The organism is Aliidiomarina sp., from assembly GCF_022565475.1.
Classification (GTDB): domain Bacteria; phylum Pseudomonadota; class Gammaproteobacteria; order Enterobacterales; family Alteromonadaceae; genus Aliidiomarina.
In genome coordinates, this window is the sequence record NZ_JAIUMR010000002.1 from 21562 (window position 1) to 45762 (window position 24201).

General features: G+C 50.2%; 14 protein-coding genes. 7 read left to right on the forward strand and 7 right to left on the reverse strand.

Annotation, left to right across the window (positions count from 1 at the left end; all coding sequences use genetic code 11):
- The first annotated feature begins 5 nt into the window (after window positions 1–5).
- Both recQ and LAT77_RS01920 read left to right on the forward strand, forming a co-directional pair.
- The gene (gene recQ / locus LAT77_RS01915) at window positions 6–1838 is read left to right on the forward strand and encodes a DNA helicase RecQ (RefSeq protein WP_290563122.1); all 1833 of its coding nucleotides are present in this window, start codon (window positions 6–8) and stop codon (window positions 1836–1838) included.
- A 273-nt stretch (window positions 1839–2111) separates the two neighbouring features.
- The gene (locus LAT77_RS01920) at window positions 2112–5354 is read left to right on the forward strand and encodes a TonB-dependent siderophore receptor (RefSeq protein WP_290562856.1); all 3243 of its coding nucleotides are present in this window, start codon (window positions 2112–2114) and stop codon (window positions 5352–5354) included.
- A 164-nt stretch (window positions 5355–5518) separates the two neighbouring features.
- On the opposite strand, the gene LAT77_RS01925 is transcribed toward LAT77_RS01920, so the two are convergent.
- From LAT77_RS01925 to LAT77_RS01940, 4 genes are all read right to left on the reverse strand, one after another.
- Window positions 5519–8767 (reverse strand): S41 family peptidase, encoded by a 3249-nt coding sequence (locus tag LAT77_RS01925; RefSeq protein ID WP_290562857.1) that lies wholly within the window; start codon window positions 8765–8767, stop codon window positions 5519–5521.
- A 39-nt stretch (window positions 8768–8806) separates the two neighbouring features.
- Window positions 8807–9412: a DUF502 domain-containing protein gene (locus LAT77_RS01930; protein ID WP_290562858.1), complete on the reverse strand. Its 606-nt coding sequence runs from the start codon at window positions 9410–9412 to the stop codon at window positions 8807–8809.
- A gap of 23 nt (window positions 9413–9435) precedes the next feature.
- Window positions 9436–9864, reverse strand: a complete 429-nt coding sequence (locus LAT77_RS01935; protein ID WP_290562859.1) for an MAPEG family protein — start codon at window positions 9862–9864, stop codon at window positions 9436–9438.
- A 68-nt stretch (window positions 9865–9932) separates the two neighbouring features.
- Complete coding sequence (locus tag LAT77_RS01940) at window positions 9933–10625, reverse strand: class I SAM-dependent methyltransferase (RefSeq protein ID WP_290562860.1); 693 nt, start codon at window positions 10623–10625, stop codon at window positions 9933–9935.
- 101 nt (window positions 10626–10726) lie between these two features.
- On the opposite strand from LAT77_RS01940, the gene LAT77_RS01945 reads away from it, so the two are divergent.
- Both LAT77_RS01945 and LAT77_RS01950 read left to right on the forward strand, forming a co-directional pair.
- Window positions 10727–14137 carry a PAS domain-containing hybrid sensor histidine kinase/response regulator gene (locus tag LAT77_RS01945; protein WP_290562861.1) on the forward strand — a complete coding sequence of 1137 codons (3411 nt, stop codon included), beginning with the start codon at window positions 10727–10729 and terminating at the stop codon, window positions 14135–14137.
- 73 nt (window positions 14138–14210) lie between these two features.
- Entirely contained in the window at window positions 14211–15170 is a 960-nt protein-coding gene (locus tag LAT77_RS01950) for a ChaN family lipoprotein (protein WP_290562862.1), read from the forward strand.
- On the opposite strand, the gene LAT77_RS01955 is transcribed toward LAT77_RS01950, so the two are convergent.
- Together LAT77_RS01955 and LAT77_RS01960 are read right to left on the reverse strand one after the other, a co-directional pair.
- Window positions 15171–15836 (reverse strand): response regulator transcription factor, encoded by a 666-nt coding sequence (locus LAT77_RS01955; protein WP_290562863.1) that lies wholly within the window; start codon window positions 15834–15836, stop codon window positions 15171–15173.
- Between the two features lie 127 nt (window positions 15837–15963).
- The gene (locus tag LAT77_RS01960; RefSeq protein ID WP_290562864.1) at window positions 15964–18216 is read right to left on the reverse strand and encodes a TonB-dependent receptor; all 2253 of its coding nucleotides are present in this window, start codon (window positions 18214–18216) and stop codon (window positions 15964–15966) included.
- A 181-nt stretch (window positions 18217–18397) separates the two neighbouring features.
- On the opposite strand from LAT77_RS01960, the gene LAT77_RS01965 reads away from it, so the two are divergent.
- The 3 genes from LAT77_RS01965 to LAT77_RS01975 are packed head-to-tail and all read left to right on the forward strand — an operon-like array spanning window position 18398 to window position 22598.
- The gene (locus LAT77_RS01965) at window positions 18398–19693 is read left to right on the forward strand and encodes an SLC13 family permease (RefSeq protein ID WP_290562865.1); all 1296 of its coding nucleotides are present in this window, start codon (window positions 18398–18400) and stop codon (window positions 19691–19693) included.
- A 59-nt stretch (window positions 19694–19752) separates the two neighbouring features.
- Window positions 19753–21423, forward strand: a complete 1671-nt coding sequence (locus LAT77_RS01970; protein ID WP_290562866.1) for a long-chain fatty acid--CoA ligase — start codon at window positions 19753–19755, stop codon at window positions 21421–21423.
- Window positions 21420–22598 (forward strand): homoserine O-acetyltransferase, encoded by a 1179-nt coding sequence (locus tag LAT77_RS01975; RefSeq protein ID WP_290562867.1) that lies wholly within the window; start codon window positions 21420–21422, stop codon window positions 22596–22598. Before LAT77_RS01970 ends, LAT77_RS01975 begins: the two co-directional genes overlap by 4 nt.
- Before the next feature lie 336 nt (window positions 22599–22934).
- Here the strand turns inward: LAT77_RS01975 and LAT77_RS01980 are convergent, their stop codons facing one another.
- Window positions 22935–24137 (reverse strand): NAD(P)/FAD-dependent oxidoreductase, encoded by a 1203-nt coding sequence (locus tag LAT77_RS01980; RefSeq protein ID WP_290562868.1) that lies wholly within the window; start codon window positions 24135–24137, stop codon window positions 22935–22937.
- Window positions 24138–24201 lie beyond the last annotated feature (64 nt).

Here is a 24201-nt window from a genome sequence, read left to right on the forward strand (position 1 = left end):
AGTCCATCGCCGCCAGCCAAGATGTATTTCCTGTCGAAGGCGCGAGTCTCGACGATGCGCAGCGGCTTTTAGCCAGTGTGTTTGGTTATCGTGAGTTTCGTTTTGGCCAAGAACAGATTATTGGCAATGTTTTGCAGGGCCAAGACACCATGGCACTGCTGCCAACCGGAGCTGGGAAGTCGCTTTGTTACCAGTTACCGGCACTGCTGCTTGAAGGTGTCACCATTGTTATTTCGCCCTTGCTTTCGCTCATGGATGATCAAGTCGCTGCGTTGCGCGAAGTCGGCTTATCCGCTGCGGCCATCCACAGTGGACTAAGTTCACCCGAGTTTATCGACACCATTGGTAAGTTGAACCGTGGCGAAATTAAACTCCTGTATTTATCGCCAGAGCGAATACTGCAGCAAGGGTTCGTCCAACGCCTGCAGTCGATGAAGGTTGCACTTGTCGCGATCGACGAAGCGCATTGTATTTCTCAATGGGGGCACGACTTTCGTCCCGAGTATGGTCAGCTCGGTCAAATTCGTGAATGGTTGCCGAATGTTCCTTTTCTTGCCCTCACAGCAACCGCCGACGCGGTCACCCGCTTTGACATTATCGAGCGCCTGCAACTGCGTGAACCGGCGCTCGTTCAAGGATCGTTTGATCGACCGAATATTCGTTATCTCGTGCAGGAAAAATACAAGCCGCGGGTGCAAGTCTTACAGTATGTAAAACGCCAGCGCGGCGCATCGGGCATTATCTACTGTGGCAGTCGCAAACGAACTGAGGAGCTTGCTGAAGCCCTCATGCGCGATGGCGTGCGTGCAGCCGCGTATCACGCCGGCCTACCTCATGAGACGCGCGCACAGACCTTGCGTGGTTTTATTCGCGATGACATCGACGTGGTTGTTGCGACCGTGGCGTTTGGCATGGGGATTAATAAACCCAATGTTCGCTTCGTCATTCACTACGATGTGCCGCGCAGTGTCGAGGCTTACTATCAAGAAACCGGCCGAGCAGGTCGCGATGGCGCGCCTGCAGAAGCACTGATGTTGTTTGATCCAAGCGATGCCGCATGGATATGGAAACTGCTCGATGAACAAGACGACACACCGCAGTTGCGGGTGGAGAAGCAAAAGTTTTCGTCGATGACTGCCTTTGCCGAGGCACAAACGTGCCGACGTGTCGTGTTGCTGAATTATTTCAATGAATACCGTGAGAAAAACTGCGGAAACTGTGATGTGTGCATTCAACCGCCACGGCAATACGACGGCACTATCGACGCGCAAAAGGCGCTAAGTTGTGTCTATCGCACCGGCCAACAGTTTGGCGTTCATCATGTGGTTGAGGTGCTGCGTGGTGCACAAACACAGAAGGTAAAACAATTTGGCCACGACCAACTCTCGACCTACGGCATTGGTCAAGACCACTCTGCTGAATATTGGGTGTCCATTATCCGTCAGTTAATTCATCGGGGTTTGTTAATTCAGGACATTCGTCGCCATAGCGCACTCATGATCACCGAAGAAGCGCGACCGGTGCTGCGGGGTGAAATCGCCTTAACTTTAGCAGTACCGAGACTCGGCGCAACGGTGCAAATGGACAGTGTGATTGAACGCGGGCAGCATGATAAAGCATTGTTTCGCCGGTTAAAGCGCTTGCGCAAAAGTATTGCCGAACAAGAAGAAATTCCACCTTACGCTGTTTTTAGCGATAAAACCCTGCAGGAAATGGCGTTACTCCTCCCCACATCGCGCGATGAAATGCTGAGAATTTCTGGCGTTGGTCAGATTAAACTCGGCCGATTTGCCGATGCGTTTATTGTCGAAATTAAGGACTACCTTAGCGACGAATAGTCGCAGGGAGACAGGGTCGACAATTATTCGCTGTAAAGAATTTGTCATCTCAGTTGTATAATCTATACTCAGCTAAGGAAAACGCTATATCACAAAAAGATAACAAAAAAGGGGCAAATTTGTGCAAAAAAGCAATGAAACTGTTGCTCATTTGCCTTAGAATACGCGCGTTCAGATTTAGCGTTGTCATCGAACTGTCATGGTTCGCTGATAACGTAACGCGTCCAAAGCTTTTTAGAAACTCTCACACACTAACTATGCAGGAAAATTGGCATGACTAAGACGACGAAGCTGACCCGTATTGCTGCGGCAGTAGCGCTGACGTTGGGTATGTCTGGTGTAGCGATGGCGGAAACCTCTTCCTCTATGCGCGGCCAGATTGTTGGTCCACAAGGTGAAGTGGTCGCAAATACTCGCGTAATCATCCAGCACGTTCCATCTGGTACCGTAACGACAGTAAACACTAACAACCAAGGTATTTTTACCGCGTCTGGTTTGCGTGTCGGCGGTCCTTACTTGGTAATCATCGATTCTGAAGTATACGAAGGTAAAACCCTGGAAGACATCTTCCTGCAGTTGGGTGACCAGTACCGCTTGAGCGCTCAGTTAGACGAGCGTCGTGAGCAGTACGAGCGTATTACTGTAACTGGCCGTGCAATTAACACAACATCGTTACAAGCAGGTTCTTCAAGCACTTGGGGCGCACAAGAAATTCAAAACATGCCAGCGTTTGACCGCGACCTGAAAGACGTCGTTCGTCAAAACCCATTGGCAACTGACTTAGGTGATAACAACCGTTCATTGACCGTTGGCGGTAACAACCCACGTTATAACAGCATCACGGTTGACGGCATCGGCCAAAACGATGACTTTGGTTTGAACTCCGGTGGTTACCCAACCAATCGTTCACCAATTTCTATCGACGCAATTGAGCAGGTCTCAATTCAGTCAGTACCGTTTAACGCTCGTTACAGTGGCTTCGCTGGCGCGCGTATCAACGCTGTAACGCGTTCAGGTACGAACGACTTCCGCGGTTCGGTCTTCTATGAGTTCGCTAATGATTCAATGGCTGGTCGTCCAAAAGCAAGCCGTTATCAGAAAGGCGCAAACCGTCCAGCGCTTGACTATAAAGAGGTAACCTACGGTTTCAGTCTTGGTGGCCCGATCCTTCAAGACCGTTTGTTCTTCTTCGTTAACTATGAAAACTACGAAGAGCCAACGTCAATTGGTCAAGGCCCTGCAGGCTCAAATGCTGTAGAAACCAAGAATATCGACCCAAGTGTTATCTCTCGCGTACAGCAAATCGCTCGTGACGTGTATGGTGTAGACGCTGGTGACTGGAACGTACAACCAGAACAGAAAGACGAGAAGATTCTTGTCAAATTGGACTGGAACATCAACAATGACCACCGTGCTTCATTCACCTATCAGCGTGCTGAGGATGCGGCCGCAAACAACACCATGACGGGTGGCTTGACCAGCTTGAACTTGAACTCTCACTGGTACGCCCGTACGCAGAAAATGGACAACTTCGCGTTGCAAGTTTACTCGAACTGGACGAACAACTTCAGCACCGAGTTTAAAGCGTCAGTGAAAGATGTTGCGACGGGTCAAGACCCAATGCTCGGCCGTAACTTTGGTCAAGTGCAAGTTCGTTTCACAGCAGACGAGAACCCTGCGGGTAACGCTGGTCAAATCAACATCGGTCCAGATCGTTCACGTCATGCAAACAGCTTAGAAACCACCACAACTGAACTTCAGTTGCACGGTGAATACTTGTGGGGCGCGCACCAAACTCAATTTGGTATCGAGCACCAGACCATCGACGTCTTCAACGAATTCGTTCAGGACGCTTTGGGTAGCTTCGTGTTCTTAAGTCTTGCAGACTTTGAAAACCGTTTTGCGAGTACTATCAATTATGAGAATGCTTTTACCAATAACGTAGCGGATGCCGCGGCTAATTTCGAGTACGGTAGCACGTCTCTTTACATCCAAGACACTTGGGATGTGAACTGGGACTTAACCTTAAGCTTCGGATTACGTTACGAGCGTTTCAGCTCAAGCGATCGCCCAGCATTTAACCAAAACTTCTTTGACCGTTATGGCTTCAGCAATGAAAATAACATGGACGGTTTAGACCTGTGGTTGCCTCGCTTTAGCTTTAACTACGAGTTCAACGACAACATCACCATTCGTGGTGGTGCTGGCTTGTTCTCGGGTGGTCGTCCAAACGTGTGGATTTCGAACGCCTACTCAAACGATGGCGTGACAAAGGTCCAGGCACCACAGTTAGAAAACGTTGAAAATGCTGATATCAAAAACGTACCGCAGCAAATGCGTGACTCTTTGCAAGCAGGCGACGGTGACACCACACCAATCGATCCGAACTTCAAAATGCCGTATGACACGCGCTACAGCTTGGCCGTTGACTACAGCGAGTTAGATTTAGGTCTGTTAGGTGGAGGCTGGTTTGCGTCTGCTGAAGTCATCTACACCGATAAGAACCGTGAAGTTGCATGGACTAACTTAGCGAAAGCTCCGTTGTTAGATGATAACGGTAACCAAGTTACTTCAGCGGGCGGTCGTCCACTGTATGTGAGCTGGGACCCATTAGCGGGCCCACGTCCTACAACTATCGGTGGCTTCAACACTAACCGTATGGATGTGTTGTTAACCAATGTATCTGGTGGCCGTTCAATCGTGTCAACCTTAAGCTTAGGTAACAGCTGGGACAACGGTGTGAGCTTCCGCGCTAGCTATACTAACCAAGACGTTAAAGATATTACGTCTGGTGGTTCGTCAACTGCGCACTCAAACTACAACTTCCAGACTGCTATCGACAAGAACAACCCAACAGTTGGTCGTGCGTCATATGAAATTGAACACCGTTTCATGGCGTCATTGAACTACAACACTGAATTGTTCGCGGGTTATCGCACGAACATCGGCTTGTTCTGGGATCGTACGTCAGGTCGTCCTTACAGCTATGCGCTAGATGCGTTCCGCTTCCGTGGCTTTGGTGACGGTTCATCGCAAAACTTGTGGAGTTCAACCAACTACTTACCGTACATTCCTTCAGGTCCTAACGATCCAGCAGTTCGTTACACTGGCGGCTTAACGTACGAAGAGTTTGCGGGATGGTTAGACGCTGCAAATCTGACCCAGTTCGCTGGTGGCTATGCTGTTCGTAACGAAGGTAACCGTGGTCCTTGGAACACTAACCTTGACTTACGTATCGAGCAAGAAATCCCAGGCTTCATGAAAGGTCACAAAGGTGCGATTTATCTAGATATCCGCAACTTCTTGGCTCTGATTGACAACACCAACCAACGCCACACGGTCAGCTTCTCTGACACGGGTGTTCGTTTAGCGTCAGTTGGTATTGACCCAGAAACCGGACAGTACATCTATGGCCTTCCTTTTGGTGGCTTCGATGGCACTGGTGCAACGGCAACGCGTTACAACGCACGTGCTTCAACTTGGTCAGCGAAAATCGGTATCCGTTACCGCTTCTAATCGCTTAGCGAGTTAAGTAAGCAATAATAATCGGCCACTACCTTGTTAGTGGCCGATTTTTTTGGCCGCCGCAACACATGTCATAGCAATAAAAAAAGCTCGCTGAGTCATGAGACGCAGCGAGCTTTTCCTGCTTGTGCTATGGGTTACGCAAGTGACTTCAATTACTTAATATCGTCACCGGCAAACGAATCCATCGGTTTCGCTTCCAGTTTCGGATATGGGTTGGCTTGGAGAAGCTCACGTAATACCTGAATACCGCGTTCGAGTTGCGCATCGCGACCATTAAAGGTGGCGAATGGCAGATTGTCGACTTCAATATCCGGGTTGACGCCAGAGCCTTCTAGGATCCAACGACCATCCATTGCATGCTGTGGCGTTTCCGCAACGCGCGCAACACCACGATCTGCAAGCGTATTCCGACCCGATAGCCACACACCTGCACCCGCTGTTTGCTTACCAACCAATGGACCGAGATTAAGCGCCTTCACGCCAGCTGAGAAGGTCTCGCCGTCGGAATAGGTTAATTGGTCAGTCAACACCACAAGTTGCCCCATAAAGGCTTGCTGCATATTGGTATATGGTGCACCCTTACGCGGCTGCCAAAAACTCCATGCACGGCGCAATAGTTTTTCGATAATCCAGCTGTCGATATTACCGCCACGATTGCGGCGAACATCGATAATCAGACCTTCCTTCTCGAAATTGGCGTAGAACTCACGGGCAAAACTGGCAATGTCACCTGCGCCCATGGCATATAAATGCAAGTAGCCGAACTTACCATCACTCGCTTCGGTCACTGCGTCACGGTTGTTTTGTACCCAAGTTTCATACCGTAAACGATGATCGCGTCCGGAGCTCACCGGCGTGACCACCGTTTGTAATGACTCACCGCTGCGTTCTAATGAGAGCAACACTTGTTTACCCGATTGTCCACGCAAGGCTGTATGGAGGTCGCCAGGATGCTGAATACGGCGACCATTAACGCGGGTGATGACATCGCCAGAACGCGCATTCACACCCGGCGCCGCTAACGGTGCTGCCTGATCAGGTAATTCGGGATCGACACGATAGACGGTTTCAATCCGCACGCCATTGCCAGCGATACTGTATTGCGCGCCAAGTGACGCGCTACTTGCGCGCTCTTGCGGCCGTGAGTATTCACCCCCACGAACTTGCGAGTGCAAAACATTCAGCTCGCTTAACAGTTGTGAGAATACATCGTCCAGTTCATGACGGTCGGTGAGGCGATCCAGCAAGGGCTCGTAACGTTCACGCATTTCGACCCAGTCAACACCACGCATATTGCGGTCAAAGAGGAAGTCGCGGTGCATCAACCATGCATCACGATACATCTGCCGCCATTCTTCTTGTGGCGAAAAGGCCAGTTTCCAGTCGCGTGAATTAACCCGAGCTGAACTGAGATTGCCAGGTGCTTTTGCAGCGGCATTGACAATAAACAGGTTCGATGCGCCACCTTGCCGAATAAGTAAGCGCTTACCATCGCTAGAAAGCTCGTATCCGTTAATATTGTTTGCGAATGACTCCCGTTTTACATCGGTGTTGGTAAACTCAATGGTATACAGTTGTGGCGAGTTACCCCAGCCCGCTTCCCGTGCTTGCACGTACAAACGATTGCTATTCGCGGTCAGGTTATAATAGTTATCCGCAGCAATCGGAACTTGCCATAAACGCTCCGGCGCGCCGCTCAAATCATGTGCTTGTTCTTTGGCTGCGTCATCGTCGCAGTGACTTATTTCTTGCGGTGGCGCGAATGGGAAACAGGCATCTGGCTTGAGTGAAACCGCATAAATTTGCGTACGTTTGTTGAAAAACGCACCCATGTTGCGGTCGCCCCAAGGCGAGCTTGGTGTGGCTTGGTAGTTGCGATCACTGAGGAAATACAACCATTGACCATCGTGACTGAAGGTCGGTGAGGCAGACTCATATTTGTCCGAGGTAATCACTTGATGTTGGTCATCGGCGAGTGAATAGACCCAAACTTGTGTCCGCGGTGCATGCTGGTCATTGCGTGCAAAAGCCAATAGTTCACTGTCCTGTGACCAAACCAAGCTACTTAAACCAAAGTGACCCGCAGCACCTTCTTTAATTTTGCGATTGCTACCGTCTTCCAGACTCAACAGCCATAAGTTGCCGTGCTTGTCGTCATGGGCAATGTACTTACCATCGGGCGACAACACCAGATTCCAGCGGAACGTGACGCCGTCTGTGGTCAGTTGTTCAGCACCTTCAGAGCCGTCCGCAGGGAAACGCCAAATTTCATTTTCACCCGTATGGTCATTCAGTGCATAAACCCATTGGCCATCGTGACTGAGAATCGCGTTACGCGAACGACTTCCCGGCGGCGTTGCAATTTGCGCTAAGCGACGCGGACCTAGTGATGCCACTGCGATTTGACTACGCGCGGTCAGCGCAACTTTGTCGTCGCCACCTAAACTAACATCGGTTAAATAGGACATTGGATTGTCCAGCCAACGCTCTTGGCGTTGGGTAAAATCAGACGTTAACGTGATGTCCAATGTCCGGCTTTGTTGTTGGCGCAAATCATGGACATGCAAATCAGCGCCACGTTGATAGACTAACCGGCCGTCATGCAGACTCGCTGACCAGACCTGCCAGTCGTCATAGTGCGTGTGTTGTTGGAAGTCTTGCCCCGCCGTCGACATTGACCAGATGTTTGGTGTACCGTCGGCATCACTAATAAAGTAAACACGACCTTGCCAGTACATCGGGCGTTTTACCGAACCTTCGTGCTCAGCGGTTAAATGCACGGCTTCTTGGTTGCGTGTGGTGTCAAAGCGCCAAATCTCACCTTTGGCACCGCCACGATAAACGCGCGCATTGTCGCCAGTCGCTTGCAGACCAAAGCGGGTAAAGAAAACTTGCGAGCCGTCGTCGTTCATAGCACCTTCAATGGCGTCGACGAGTGGTAAGGTTTCGGTCGCGAGACTGTCAGGATTGACCTTTCGTAATACCCACTGATTCGCTGGGCCGACGACGTTATCGGTACTGAAAAGCACTTCGCCATTGGGCGTCCAGCCCTGCACGCGGACACGACTATTCTCATAGCTCACACGTTTGGGTACACCGCCGCTAATCGGCATCACGTACACTTCCGGATCACCTTCATAATTGGCGACAAATGCGACCCACTGGCCATCCGGTGAAATCGTGGCATTGAGCTCTTCTGCTGCATGCGAGGTCAGCCGTTGGGTTTCTGCACTGTTGATGTTCCCGCGCCAAAGATCGCCTTCCGCAGTAAAAATAATTTGGTCTTGATAGATAGCGGGTGCACGATAATAACCGGCCTCACTGGCAGCGGCACTGACGCTCGTTGCTGCGAGCAACGCCATCGCGACGCCACTCAGCTTTAAAGACTGGGGTAAATTCATAGTCGTTCTCTTCGGTTAGGGGCATAACCCCGCGTTAAACTATGGATCAGGTGTGGTTTTGCTACTTCCTAATCCTCCACTCAACACCAATTGCAGAGCTTCCGCTGGTTTCATATCGATATTCCGTGTGCAGGAACGCGGAACGATAATCGTATAGCCACCGATGTTGTATGCCATTGGTAAAAAGACGGCGAGTTGTTCTTCGTCCATTAACGAAGACATGCGATCTTCTTTTATACCGCCTTTCTTAGTGACAATACCAATCAGTTCAACGTCCGATTGTGGGAGTTTAACGAGAACAACAGACTCATCGGCAAAGTTCTTTCCCGACATCACTTCCATGAATTCTTGCATGATGCCGTAAATTTGGCTTGCGCCCGGAATTTTCATCATAATTTTCCCGGGTAGCGCCCATAACCATGAGAATGAACGCCATTGCGAACTAAAGCCGATAACTATGCAAACCAGTACAAAAAAGGCAATAGCCATGCCTGGCAAGTACCAATCTGGGTGCAGTATGGTTGCTAACACAGGTGCTAAGCGAGTTTCGACCGTGACTAACAGCCAGCGCAGTAATTCAATGGTGATGACCAAAGGTAGAATAATGCCGAGGCCTTTAAAAAGGCTTCGCAGTAGTATTTTCATCGTCGACGTCCTTGCGTTGCGGCTTATGTAAACAAGGCAGTGAAGCCAAGAATTAAGATGCCGACATTGGCCAACCAGCTGAGCATGAAGAAATAGCTGCGTGGGCTAGGGTTCTTTTCCGTCGAGATTTGGTAATACAAAATCATGTGGAGAATGCGTGCAATGACCATAACCGCCATAAGAATACTCAGCCAGCCGGCATCTGCACCGGCGAAGACAGCAAAAATAAAGCCGCCGATCATGGTGCCGGCATTTTCTAAACTATTTTGATGGGTGCGCCAAGCGCGGAATGTAAAACTGCGGTGTCCCGCATCGCGTGGAGGTAATCCCGGAATAGCGCCGGGTTGAGAAGCCTTCGTGTAGCTGGCAATAAGCCATTGCAACATGATCATTGCCAGTAAAATACCAAGCCAAACAAAGCTTGTGTGATACGCCGTGAGATCGAGCAACATGAGTCATCTCCTTGTTCCTGATGGTTGTTGTCTCTACAAGATAGCGTAAATCAGCGGAATAAGAAGGTTTATTTATGTTTCAAGGTATTCGCAAAAACCACAACATCTCTTTCCATTTCAATGAGTTCAAGCTGAAAATGACGCGCTATCCAATGAAAAGATGCTTCTCGAAAAAAGCTGATATGGGTTGGGTCGAGCGTGTAACCCCAGCGTGAAAAAGCGCTTAAGTCGCGTGGGCGTTGGGTCATTATGACCAGTAAACCATCGGGCTTGAGGCACGGCACGATCTGTTCTAAAACCTGATAGGGCTGAGACAAATGCTCAAAAACTTCAGTGCTGACGATGAAGTCGTAACGCTGTTCGAGTAGCTCTGGGTAACTAAAATAAAATGGATCGTAGTTTACGCAGGCAATACCATGCTCGCCCAACATGCTAGTCAAAGCCGGGCCTGGACCGCAGCCAAAGTCGAGACCACGCAAGGCTGTCAGATTGCGATTTGCGAAGTAGCGCAGAATTGGCGCTTGGGCACGGCTGAGAAAACGTCGATAACCTGCATCGTCCGGATCATTTTGATGCAAATCGTAAATGGCTTTTTCAGCACTAGGGTCAAGATGAAAAGCCTTAGGAACGAAAACGAGCTGGCAATTGGCGCATTGCCAATATTCACGACCAACAACCGGACGGCGTTGATCGCGATGCCATAATTGCGTGCTTTGACTGGCACAAAGTGGGCAGGAATAAAGTGTTGGCTGAGTTGTCATCGAATATAAATCGAAAGAACAGGTGATTCTGTTCAGATTTTCTCCTATCGTAGAGGTTACGTCTGCCTGTTTGGTGTTCACAACAAGAAGAATAAGCGCTTATGTTACCGGTTTCGGTCGTTCTAATCACGGCCATTTTTTATCTACTGATTGTTTTTTCAATCGCTGCCCGCGGTGAAAAGCGCCCGCAAGCGGAGCGTCCGCAACCTTGGCGCTATACCTTGGCGCTTGGTGTGCATTGCACGACGTGGGCGTTCTACGGCACGGTGACACAAACGGCGAATTACGGTTGGTGGTTTGCGCCGACCTATTTAGGCGGCATCTTGTTTTTCCTGTTTGCGCATCGCCTGATGCTGCATATTCTCACCGTCGTTAAGCAGCAAAACTTTACGTCGATAGCTGATTTAATCGGTGCCCGCTACGGCAAATCACAGTTTTTATCGGCGTTTGTGGCGATGATTGCATTGGTCGCGCTGGTACCCTATATCGCGCTGCAGTTACGTGCGATTACGGCGAGTTTTGCGGCGATTACGGGTGTCGATTCCCAGCAAGCACCTTGGTTTGTTGACGTCAGCGCTGGTGTTGCACTCATTATGATGGTTTTTGCCATTCTCTTTGGCGCCCGTAAGTTGAGTTTGTCAGAAAAACATCCGGGTTTAATGGATGCCGTTGCCTTTGAATCCATCGTCAAACTTGCTGCATTTATGATTATCGGGCTGTTTTGCGTTTACCAATTATTTGATGGCTTTGCCGATGTCTTAGTCACTGCCGCGGCAAACACGGTCACCCAAGAAATTTTAGCCGGCAAACCGAACGGCCTCTATATTTACCTAACCCACATGCTTCTAGGTGCGTTGGCGATGTTGGTTTTGCCCCGCCAGTTCCAAGTCAATTTTATCGAGAATAACCATCCAGACGAGCTGAAAACCGCCCGCTGGGGCTTCCCGCTCTATCTTTTTGCGATTAACTTTTTCATTTTGCCCATTGCCTTGGTTGGCGGTCTCTTGGTGCCGGAACAACGTTTCGACGATATGTTTGTCCTCGCGCTCCCGGTCTTTACCGAACGACCGGATATTAGCCTGATTGCGTTTGTGGGGGGGCTAGCCGCAGCAACGAGTATGGTGATGATGGCGACGCTGGCGCTCAGTATTATGATGTCCAACGATGTATTCACACCCTTGTGGCTGCGGATTAACAAATGGCGGGTTCAAGAGTTAAAGTTGTCAGCGGATGGTGTATTGAATATTCGGCGCTTGACCATTGTGCTGATTATCACGCTGGCCTACTTGTACCACGAGGCGACCGAAAGCGGTGTACCTCTAGTCAGCAATGGCCTGATTGCAATGGCTTTGCTTGCCCAACTTGGGCCAGCACTGATTGGTGGGATGGTTTGGCAAAAAGCGAGTCGAGCGGGGGGGATTGCCGCACTCGGGGTGGGAACCCTATTGTGGACGGTGTTATTACTGATCCCTTCACTACGGCCGAGTACGCAACTGACCGATATCGCCATTAGCCACAGCGTGTTAATTTCTCTCGCCATCAATCTGCTGCTGTATATTGTGGTTTCGCGGCTGTGGCCAGATCCGGCGCCCATGCAGCGCCAAGCTGCACGTTTTGTTAACCCTGACCAAGAGGAGTTTAGTGGTGCGCAGGCCGGTCATGTGACTTGGGGGCGGTTACGCTCCGTGCTCGCTCGCTTTATCGATGACCGTGAGGTGCGTCGCTTAGACGACCGCTTAGGGATGACAATTGCAGTCGCACCTGCGGACAGCTGGGTACCACCGGTGGTCTTGCAGCGGATTGAGCGCGAACTTGCTGGCGCCGTCGGTAGTGCCGCAAGTCATCTTATTCTCCACAGCTTGGCGCGGAAATCTCCAGTCAGTGTGGATACAGTAGCCGATTGGGCCTCCGAAGCGACCAAGTTATACCGATTTAATCGTGAATTGCTGCAAGCCAGTGTGGAAAACATCCCACAAGGAATCAGTGTTATCGACAAAGACCTGCGTTTGGTGGCGTGGAACCGGCGTTACCTAGAAATTTTTGAATATCCGGATGGCCTGATTCATGCAGGTATGCCGGTGGTTGAATTACTGCGGTTTAACGCAGAACGTGGCTTGTTTGGTCAGCCCGACGTTGATATTCAGCGCGAGATTAGCAAGCGACTCAGTTACTTGCGCCAAGGCAGCAGTTATCGCTATCAACGCAAACAACACGATGGCCATATTATCGAGCTGCAAGGTAGCCCGATGCCGGACGGTGGATTTGTTACCACCTACACGGATATTACTGATTTAGTCAATGCGCAGGATGAACTACAGCGGATTAACCAAGAGCTTGAGCTGCGTGTCGTCCAGCGCACGCAAGAGCTAACCGCAACAAATCAAGAATTAGAACAAGCGAAGCGGGCGGCAGAAGACGCCCATTTGAGTAAATCGCGTTTCTTCGCCGCTGCCGGGCACGATCTCATGCAACCCTTTAACGCCGCCTCGTTGTTCTGTGAAATGTTGCAAGAGCGCTTATCGCAGGCAAACCTGCCCGAAGATCATGAACTGGCTCGGCAAATTCAACAGTCGCTCAGTCATGCAGAAACATTGCTGTCAATGCTGCTGGAAATGACGAAGCTCGACTCCGGTACACTGAAACCCGAGTTTCGTTTGGTGCCTCTCAATGATATTTTACGGCCGTTGCAAGAGTCGTTTAAGGTCATGGCTCAAGACAAACATTTAGCCTTCCGGGTGCGGTCATCTCGAGCCGTCGTGCGCACCGACAAACGTCTATTGCTGCGTGTGGTGCAAAACTTACTCGCGAATGCCATCCGTTACACGCAACAAGGCCGGGTGCTCTGCGGTGTTCGTCGCCGCAGCGACAGTGAAGTGGAATTGCTGGTTTGGGATACAGGTGTTGGCATTCCGTTCGACAAGCAGGCGGAGATCTTTAAAGAATTCCATCAGTTGCAGCAACAGGCCGATCACCCTGGGTTAGGCCTTGGTCTCGCAATCGTTGAGCGCATGTGTCGATTATTGAATATTCCGTTGCAATTGTGGTCGGAAGAAGGACGAGGTACCTGTTTTAGTTTGCGTTTACCCGTGAGTCATTGGCAGCAAACAGACTTGGCAATGCCGTCAATGCTGCCGACCACGGCAAATCAGCAAATCTTGCGGCAGAAGCGTGTGCTGGTATTGGATAACGATGTCGCTTTACGTGAGGCCATTGGTAAGTTACTTCAACAGTGGGGCGCGGATGTCGTCCTCTGCCATCAACAAAAGGATGCTTTGCAATACAGTGAACCACCGGACTTACTCGTGGTCGACTATCATTTGGATAATAACGAAACAGGTATTGCCGCAATTCAGTGGATGCGTGAGCACTGGCAGGCAGATATTCCAGCCATTTTAATTACAGCGGATCCGGATGAAGGTATTCGAGAGGAGGTCGTGCAAGTGGGCGCAGCATTCTTGCCAAAGCCACTCAAGCAGGCGCCATTATTGCGAATTTTAAAACGATTATGGTAAGCATAATTTTAGCAAAAGATTGTATCGGGTGCGTGTTGAGTAGGTTAGCACTCGTCTATCGAAGAGGAAGAACATGATGTTCAAATGGATGTATTCAAAGAGCTGTCTTGCGCTGCTCGGTGCTGCACTCTTAGTTTCTACGCAAGCCAATGCGGACGATGACCAGGACAATGAAATTAACGTTTGGTACGACCTTGAGTGGATCGCTGAACAACGCCAGGAGCACCCGTTAGTTGGACGGCTTTGGGATGTTGCTGAGGAGCAATTCATCGATTGGGAGCAGCTGCGTCAGCAGTTGCCGAGATCCGGTTGGATATTATTAGGTGAACAGCATGATCACCCTGACCATCATCAGTTGCAGCGTTGGTTTATCGAGCGTTTGGCCAGTGGTGACAATCTCGGCAATGTCGCCATGGAGATGATTGCCAGTGATCAGCAGGAGGCGATTGACCAGTGGCAGGGCGACGTGGACAATCTCGTGCCAGACGAGCTAAATTGGCCGGAACGCGGTTGGCCGTGGCAACATTATGCGGCTCAGGTTACGTCCGCTCTGCGCTATGCAGAACGATTAGTGGCGGGCGATTTATCTACGGTTGAAAAGAGCGAGGTTCGCGAGAATCTCGATAAAATTGAACGCTATTCAGACAGCCACAATGTGTTTTTAGCGGATCTCGTCGTGAGCAGTCACTGTAATCTGTTTCCTGCTGACCGGGCGGATCCGATGGTCGCGATGCAAATTGCGCGGGACCAGTACATGGCCGAACAACTGGCACGTTTCAGCGTTGCCCAGAAAGTCAGTGTGTTTATTGCCGGTTCTGGGCATGTGCGTGCGGACTATGGTGTACCTAAGTGGTTGCCGGATGAATTACCGCGCATCACGATTATTTTGCAAGCGGTCGGAGGGTCGGAAGATCCATCAAGTTATCTTGCCGACCGCCATAACGACGAGCAGCCTGCGGATCTGATTCTATTTGTGCCAGCGTTGCCGGAGCGTGATTATTGTGCTGAGTTACTTGAGCAAATGCAGCGTTAATTACTCGTCGATGTCAGCTTTGAGCATATCGTGGAAAATCACCCCGGCTTGCGTGCGGTTGTAAACACCGAGTTTGCGCAAAATCGCTGAAACATGCTGCTTGATGGTGGTTTCTTGAACATCGAGTTCATAGGCGATTTGTTTGTTCAGCAAGCCGTCGGCAATACAGGTCAGAACTTTGAATTGTTGTGGCGTGAGCTGTTCTAGTTTGGTCGCAAAGTCTTGGTTTTCTGCACTCACGGGGCGCTTTAGCTCGTCTTGTAAATGCTCTGGCAGCCAACTATCACCACCGAGGACAGTTTCAACCGCTTGAATCAACATTGGCAATGGTGCTGATTTGGGGACGTAGGCGCTGGCGCCAAACGCCATGGCGCGCCGAATCACATCAATACTCTCATTGGCAGAAACAATGAGCACCAACACATCGGGGAATTGATTCCGAATCGCCGTTAAGCCGGTTAAACCGCGATTTCCCGGCATGTTGAGATCAAGAAATAGCAATTCCAGTTGACGCTCTTGTTCTAGTAGCGCCTGCAACTCGGTAAAACTCTCAGCTTCAAGGACGTCGGTACCTAACGTATTCGTTAACGCTTGTTGCAACGCTGCGCGAAAGAGCGGGTGATCATCAGCAATAATGGCTCTGGCCATAGACATCGACTTTTTCATGGGTAACCAACCTGTGTTGTACCTTATGCAGCCATGGACTGCAAACGACATGGACACGCAACAAAAAAACCACCGTTATGTGTTGGCATAACGGTGGTAAATAGACCAGAGAAACTACTCCAGGAATTTAGAACCGATAGCCAACGGTGAAGGACACCTGCCGTGGATTACCGTAATAACCAACAATGGTGTCTTCGCCGCCGAGGCCTGCGCCAACGATGTTGCCTTGCGCATCACGCGGTGCCGCAAAGTTGTAACCGGCGAGACGGTATTCTTTGTCGAACAAGTTTTTCACGTGTAAACCTGCATGCCAATGGCCTTGACTGTGGTACCAAACCAGGCTGGTATTGGCGATGCTATACGCACCCATGTCGAGCATTGACGGTACTTCGAAGATCTGTGTTTCGCTGCGATAAGCAAGGTTACCTGACCAGACTAAGTCGCCATTCCAGACATTACCAAAGTCTTGACGGAAGCCAATGTTGGCACTCCATTTCGGTGTATTGGCGAATGACCAGATGCCTGACACGTCTTCAACCTGTTGCGTGTTCGGATTAAAGAACTCAACCTTGTCAAAGCTTGCGTCAACATAACCGAGCGTGAAGTTCATTGAGAAGCTGTCGGTTAAGCGTGCAATTGACTCAAGTTCGAAACCTTGCACGGTTGCATCCGCTGCATTCAGTACTTGCGAGGCTACACCCGCAGCGACGGCACGTTGCACGGTCACTTGCATGTCTTGATAGTCTGAGTAAAACACCGACGCATTCAAACGAACCGAGCCGTTCATTAACTCGCTTTTTAAACCAAGCTCAAAGGTATCGACAATCTCTGGATCGTAAGGATTACGCGCGTCAGGGTTCAATGACACGTCGGCACGCATATCCACACCACCTGATTTAAAACCATTGCTATAGCTGGCGTAATACATCAGGTCTCGATTGGCTTGATAGGACACACTCACGTGTGGCGAGAAGCGGCTCCAGTCAGCGTCGGTTGCAAAATCGGAGTTGACCACGAGCGGCGCGCCCACATCTTGTCCTGGATATTTCAGACCTAAATACGTGAAACGTTGCACGTCTGCTGCTTTTTCGTCTTTGGTGTAACGACCACCTAAGGTCAGTGACCATTGGTCATCAAAACGATAGGTACCTTGACCAAATATTGCTTGGCTTTCGGTTTCTACGCAGCCGCCATTTTCGACGGTCACACCCAATTGTCCCAAGAGAGTGCCAAACACACCACAGGCTTCGCCGTCGTAGTAATAGTAACCGCCAACGAAACGGAAGTTGTCACTGTGATAGTTCAGTTGGAACTCTTGCGTGAATTGTTCGTCTTCGTAAATTGCAGGCACCAGCAATGTCGGCTGCGGTGTTGAGTCAAAGTCGATGTTGGTGTCGGTGTAACCTTCCCGTTTCGCCGTCACCGACTTGAATGACCAATGCTCATCGATTTCCCAATCGACGGTCAATGACATGCCTTCAGTTTTCACATAGTTGTCAACCGGCATGGCTGTGTCTGAATCAAATACTTTGCTGTAGGGCATTTGGCCGGTGACTTGGCTTTGGGTTAAACGATAACCACCTTTACTGTTCGAGTCGTCTTCGGTACGGTCGGCCGCAAAGCGCACACGAACCGTGTCAGAAGGCAACCACATGGCACTAATACGTGCGGTTTGCAGTTCTTTGTTGTAGTTGTCATCGCCGGTGTTACGGTACTCACCAAAACCGTCACGGTTGAGTGTCGCAAACGCAGCGCCAACGTAGAAGTTATCACTCAGCGCGGTTTGTCCTGACAAATGCAGATCGCGTTGGTTGTAGCTTCCCACGGTACCGCGAATACTAAACTCGTTGTCGCCGGTCAGCTGACGGGTGACATACTTCATCGCACCACCAATGGTGTTTTTACCATACAGTGTGCCTTGTGGACCACGTAATACTTCCACACGCTCAACATCGAAGACTTCTAAAACCGCACCTTGAGGACGCGCAATATAGACGTCGTCGATGTAAATGCCGACGCCAGGCTCAAAGCCCCAGAGCGGATCCTGCTGTCCAATACCACGAATATACGCGGTCAGCGTCGAGTTAGTGCCGCGACTGACTTGCATAGTGGTGTTGGGCATGCGCTGTTGTAGCTCAGTAATATCTGTTAAGCCTACGCGTTCCATGTCTTGATCGCTAAACGAGCTCACCGAGACCGGAACTTCTTGTAGGTTTTCAACGGTGCGCCGAGCGGTGACTTGAATTCGCTCGAGACGACGAAGCTCTTCGTCCTCACTGTTGTCCTGTGCCATTGCTGGCATGGCCATACCAAACAAAGCGCTGGTTACGGCAACTGCGCAAAGATGGCGACGAAACTGCTGTGGATTGTTGTTGTTCATTATGTGCTCCCCCAAGGGTCATCCTGTTTTCAGGTGTTATTTTTTTGTATCAGGCAGAACCTTAGCGCATATTGCCCAAATTGTGACCTGTACCATAGTACTATGGGTAGTTGTGTTAACTTGAACGACAATACGTGGCAACAGATTATTAACAAAAATAAAAAACCACAGAGGTTTGCTTATGTTAAGCATGATTGGCTTAGTTGGGGGATTGGCGTTACTGATTGTGCTGACCTTGCGCGGTTGGAACTTATTTATTAGTGCGCCGCTGTGTGCTCTGGTCGTGGCGTTGTGTAGCGGAATTCCAGTTTTTCAGGGTGATATTAATTTCGTCGAAAACTATATGGCGGGCTTCTCAGGTTTTGTCGCATCGTGGTTTTTTATGTTCTTGCTGGGGTCAATCTTCGGTAAATTCATGGAAGACACTGGCGCTGCGGATAGCGTCGCCGAATGGATTATCACCCGTTTAGGGAAAAAACAGGCGGTGCTGGCGGTCGTACTCGCCTGTGCAATTCTAACCTACGGCGGTGTGAGTGTTTTTGTCGTTGCCTTTTCCGTTTACCCTATGGCGTTGAGCCTTTTCAAGGACGCCAACTTACCTCGGCGTTTTATTCCAGCCGCCCTCGCATTTGGCTCTGTGACCTTTACCATGACCTCGGCCGGCTCGCCAGAAATCCAAAACTGGATTCCAATTCAATATCTCGGAACCTCACCGTATGCTGCTTGGGAAGTCAGTCTCGTTGTGGCAGTTTTTATGGCCATCATTGGCTATTGGTGGTTAATGAAAATCATCAATAAAGCGGTCGACCGTGGCGAACATTTTGTCGAGCGTGTGGGTGACCCGGTCCTTCTCGACCGTCGCCGCCCGCACCCGATTACGGGCCTAATTCCGCTGATTGTGGTGTTAGCTTTATCGTTTATTTTCCACAAAGAATACGCGCAAATGGCGCTGATCATTGCCCTTGCCGGTGGTGTTTTGGCACTGATGATTATCAATTGGAAGTTTTTCCACGACATGCAAAATGCGCTGCAGGCGGCAACAACCGGTGCTTTAGTTGCGATTGGTAATACCGCTGCTGTTGTCGGTTTCGGTGCGGTGGCGCGAGTGACACCTGCATTTGAATCGGCGGTCGTGGCGATGACCTCCCTACCGGGTAATGAACTGGTTGGCGCGGCAGTGGCCGTCAGTGTCATTGCCGGTTTGACCGGTTCGGCGTCGGGCGGTCAAGTCATCGCTTTACCCGAAGTCGGTCCGCATTATTTGGCGGCTGGGGTAAGCCCAGACCAATTACACCGGGTGGTTTCAATTTCTTCAGGAGCACTCGACTCGTTGCCGCACAATGGCTACGTGGTGACGACGATTCGCGGTATTTGTAACGAAACCCACAAAGACGCCTATTGGGCAGTGGGAGCTGTGACCGTGGTTGTGCCGGTGATAGGGTTGGCACTTGCGATTGCCTTGTTTAATTTCTTTTAATGTTTTTCTTAAAAATATTTAGTTTTATTTAAGTTTTGGCGAAAGAAAGAGGAAAGCCCATGCAGACTGCAGCGGACAGCAAGTTATCTGGAACATTGCGCGGTAATATGATGGAAAGCCAGTTGCTGGTCATTGATCTGCTCGATTTTGGCCGCAAGACCTTTCCTCAACAGGAAATTGTCAGCCGCCGTTTAGAAGGCGACATCCATCGGTATACATACGCTGATTGCTGGCGTCGCACTAACCAGCTTGGTTATGTGCTGAATGCGCTCGGTATACAAGCGGGCGACTGTGTTGCGACGTTAGCGTGGAACACCTACCGGCATATGGAATTGTACTATGCCGTGTCGGGTGTTGGTGCGGTGCTGCACACGGTGAACCCGCGACTGTTTAGCGAGCAAGTTGAATACATTATCAATCATGCTGAAGATCGCTACGTGTTCGTTGATTTAGGGTTTGTTGAGCTACTCGAAGAGATTCAAGAGCGACTGCCGACAGTTCGTGGTTATATCGTTCTCACGGACGAAGCGAATATGCCCAATACCAGTCTACCGAATGTGCTCTGCTATGAAACGCTCTTAGACGCGCAAAAGGAGCAGTATGCTTGGCCGCGTTTCGACGAAAATAGCGCCGCATCGCTGTGCTATACCTCGGGGACGACGGGCAATCCGAAAGGCGTATTATACTCCCATCGAGCGTTAGTCTTGCACGCGCAAGCGACCGTGTCTCGTGCGTTACTCGATATGGATAGCGATACTGTGCTGCTACCCATGGTTGCTATGTACCATGCGAGTGCGTGGGGTGCGCCTTACGCAGCGCCTCTTGCGGGAAGTAAGTTAGTACTCCCAGGCAAAGGCATGGACGGTGCAAGTATGTGGGAGCTGATTGAATCCGAGCGGGTCACGGTTGGCTTGGGCGTGCCGACGATTTGGCTTACCTTACATAACTATCTTGCCGAGCAAAACATCACCGAAACGCCACTTGAACGTGTGTGTGTCGGTGGCGCAGCGTCGCCGATCGGTATGGTGCGTGCTTTTGCAGAGCGCTATCAGGTCTATTGGCAACCGATTTGGGGCATGACCGAAACCGCACCCTTGGCAACGTCTTTGCCGCCAACGGCAGCGCTCATGGCACTGCCAGCCGAGGAACGTTATGCACTACAGACGACGGCCGGACGGGCAGCGTTTGGCGTCGAAATGGAAATTTTTGATGCCGATGATCAACCGGTTGCCCATGACGGCAGCAGCTCAGGCGAGTTGCGGGTTCGTGGCCCTTGGATCTGTCGCCAATACTATAAAAATGATGACTTGAGCAGCTTCCCGAACGGTTGGTTAGCAACGGGTGATATTGCCGTGATCGACGAGCAAGGTTACATGCGTGTGGTCGATCGCAAGAAAGACGTCATTAAGAGTGGTGGTGAATGGATTAGCTCACTGGAAATTGAGAATATTGTCAGCTTGCACGAAGCGGTGAACGAATGTGCAGTGGTCGGTGTGAAGCATCCGAAGTGGGACGAACGTCCGTTATTGCTGGTGGTGCTGAATAAAAACATGCAAGCCGATGCGGACGACATCTTGGCGTATCTCAACGGTAAAATTGCCAAGTGGTGGTTACCCGATGCAGTTGAATTCGTCACTGAGTTGCCGAAAACAGGTACCGGCAAAGTGCGCAAAAACGAACTGCGCTATGCGTATTTTCATTATTTAACCAAACAAGGAACAGCATCATGAGAATCATTTGGGGCATTGTCATTGCATGTTTGCTGAGCGCCACCACGTGGACTTCAGCTTCTGAGTTACCTCTGGTCGAAAAACAGGTTTTTACAACCACTGATTTCGTTACCTTTGGTGGTGAAACCGTCGCTGAAGTGCAAGTTGGGTGGGAAGCCTATGGCGAGCTTAATGACGCCAAAGACAATGTCATTCTCATTACCCACTTTTTCTCGGGAAACAGTCATGCGGCGGGCAAATATCATGAAGATGACGCTCAGGCCGGCTATTGGGATGCAATTATAGGCCCAGGCAAAACCATCGACACGAATCGATTTTTTGTTATTAGTGTCGATACCTTGGTCAATCAAGAGCCGCATAACCCGATGGTGACGACGACGGGCCCAGCCAGTATCAATCCAGCCACCGGCAAACCTTATGGTCTCGACTTTCCGGTCGTCACCATGCGAGATTTCGTGAATGTGCAAAAGTTAGTGCTTGAATCGCTCGGAATTGAAAAACTGCACGCGGTGATCGGTGCATCGATGGGCTCGCTGCAAGCACTGGAGTGGACAGTCGCTTACCCGGATTGGGTAGAACGTTTGATTCATGTGATTGGCATGGCAGAAGCGGATCCATGGACGATTGCCAACCTCCAACAGTGGGCTCAACCGATTATGCTGGACGCCAACTGGAACAACGGCGATTACTATGATGGTGAAGCACCGTTGCAGGGACTACAAACCACGCTTGGCATGATTACCCTTGGTTCGCTGCACCCACAAATCGTCAACCAACTTTACGCGGCAACAACAGCACGCGAATCGGCGCCTTTAGAAAATATCCGCAATAACTTCTCGATTGTGGAACAGTTACGTGGACTAGCAGCCATGCGCGCCCAATACGCTGACGCAAACCATATCCTCTATTTAATTCGTGCAAATCAACTTTATCTCGCCGGTATGGGCGAAAGTCTCGAAGCGGGACTTGCTAAGGTAAACGCGAAGACTTTAATTTTGCCGGCAAGTAACGATCTGCTTTTACAGCCTTATCTAAGTGAGCGTTTGTATGAGGGGCTGAAGAACGCGAATAAAGATGTTACGATTTTACCCCTTGATGGACCGTGGGGGCATTTAGATGGTGTCTATGGTATCAGCCAATATGCTGAAACTATTGAACAATTTCTAAAAAAGTAAATTGAGTGAATTTGGATTATAAAGGTTAACATTTTGTAACAATTTGAAGGTTTGCCCCTACACACCCCTATGATACATTTCATATCACAAGGTTAGTTTAGAAGTGTATCTGATTACAGGCTGGGATGGACTCAAGTCATCAGAAGGAAGCATGCACTTAAGCAAGGACTCCTCTCGCTGGTATAGCCACGACAGGACGTATGCTGAAAGACCTTCTTTGAAGGTAACTTTTGAAGGACACAAGAGTAACACAAGGCTTAAGGAAAATTATTGGAATACTCTAACGAGTGCACAAATGGATTTTGTAGGCCTCAAGGATGAGGTCGTCCCCCTCTTCTACACCGACTGCCCAGCAACCCAGCCTGAACTCCATGCCCACTGGAAGTTATAGCCACCGAGCCAACCGGTGACATCCAGCACTTCGCCGATAAAATATAAGCCGGGCTGAAGCTTGCTTTCCATGGTCTTTGAACTGACTTCATCGACGTTGACGCCGCCTAAGGTCACCTCCGCAGTGCGGTAGCCCTCGGTACCGTTCGGCATTAATGGCCAAGCGTTTAGGCTGGCAGCGATTGCTTGAATGGCGGCATTGCTTAAATCGGCCATGCGTTGGTCTGGCCAACCGGCATAGCGCGCTAAGGTTTGAACTAATCGTTTCGGTAACTGTTGACTAAGGACGTTGGTTAACAGTGCACGCGGTTGCGAGGTTTTGGCTTCAAGCAACCAGTTTTGCACGTCTAAATCGGGCAGTAGATTAATTGCCACTGTTTCACCAGGCAGCCAATAGGAAGAGATTTGCAGTATCGCGGGTCCGCTAACACCGCGATGGGTAAAGAGCATGGCTTCGCGAAAGCCAGTCCGCTGATTACTGGCGACCACATCGGTCGCGACTCCGGACAGTTCGGCAAGTTGCTCTTTGTCATGCTCATGCAAGGTGAACGGCACTAAGCCGGCGCGCACAGGAATAATACTGTGACCAAATTGCTCGGCGAGTTTGTAGCCGAAGGGCGTTGCCCCAAGTTTGGGCATCGACAAGCCGCCACAGGCGACAATCAGCTTGTCACAACGGAAGTCACCGGCACTTGTGGTGAGTCTGTATTGCTCGTGCTGTTGCTGAACAGCCGTAATTTCGGTGCGTAGTTGAACCTTCACGCTGGCTTCGCGACATTCCTGCAAGAGCATGTTGACAATGTCTTTGGCGGAATGGTCGCAAAACAGCTGACCAAGCGTTTTTTCATGCCATGGAATCTGATGTTTGTCGACCAGCGCAATGAAATCCCACTGGGTATAACGCTTTAGTGCTGACTTACAAAAATGCGGATTCTGCGACAAATAATTTTCTGGGCTGGCATAAAGGTTGGTGAAATTACAGCGGCCACCGCCACTGATTAAAATTTTCTTCCCTGCTTGTTTGGCATGATCGAGTAGTAGTACTTTGCGACCACGGTTGGCTGCGGTTATGGCGGCCATCAAACCTGCGGCACCTGCACCAATTACAATCACATCATAGACCGCGTCTGCGTTTTGTTCTGCACTCACTCAATCGTTTCCTTCTTGCCAAAACAAAGGCCCCACCAATTGGTAGGGCCTATTTTATCACAAC

Bases quoted from the DNA above. Each gene is read 5' to 3' on its own strand.
- LAT77_RS01975 (WP_290562867.1), top strand. From the start codon at position 21,420: ATGAGAATCATTTGGGGCATTGTCATTGCATGTTTGCTGAGCGCCACC.
- LAT77_RS01965 (WP_290562865.1), top strand. From the start codon at position 18,398: ATGTTAAGCATGATTGGCTTAGTTGGGGGATTGGCGTTACTGATTGTG.
- LAT77_RS01955 (WP_290562863.1), bottom strand. From the start codon at position 15,836: ATGAAAAAGTCGATGTCTATGGCCAGAGCCATTATTGCTGATGATCAC.
- LAT77_RS01940 (WP_290562860.1), bottom strand. From the start codon at position 10,625: ATGACAACTCAGCCAACACTTTATTCCTGCCCACTTTGTGCCAGTCAA.
- LAT77_RS01925 (WP_290562857.1), bottom strand. From the start codon at position 8,767: ATGAATTTACCCCAGTCTTTAAAGCTGAGTGGCGTCGCGATGGCGTTG.
- LAT77_RS01930 (WP_290562858.1), bottom strand. From the start codon at position 9,412: ATGAAAATACTACTGCGAAGCCTTTTTAAAGGCCTCGGCATTATTCTA.
- LAT77_RS01945 (WP_290562861.1), top strand. From the start codon at position 10,727: ATGTTACCGGTTTCGGTCGTTCTAATCACGGCCATTTTTTATCTACTG.
- LAT77_RS01960 (WP_290562864.1), bottom strand. From the start codon at position 18,216: ATGAACAACAACAATCCACAGCAGTTTCGTCGCCATCTTTGCGCAGTT.
- LAT77_RS01935 (WP_290562859.1), bottom strand. From the start codon at position 9,864: ATGTTGCTCGATCTCACGGCGTATCACACAAGCTTTGTTTGGCTTGGT.
- LAT77_RS01920 (WP_290562856.1), top strand. From the start codon at position 2,112: ATGACTAAGACGACGAAGCTGACCCGTATTGCTGCGGCAGTAGCGCTG.
- LAT77_RS01970 (WP_290562866.1), top strand. From the start codon at position 19,753: ATGCAGACTGCAGCGGACAGCAAGTTATCTGGAACATTGCGCGGTAAT.
- LAT77_RS01950 (WP_290562862.1), top strand. From the start codon at position 14,211: ATGATGTTCAAATGGATGTATTCAAAGAGCTGTCTTGCGCTGCTCGGT.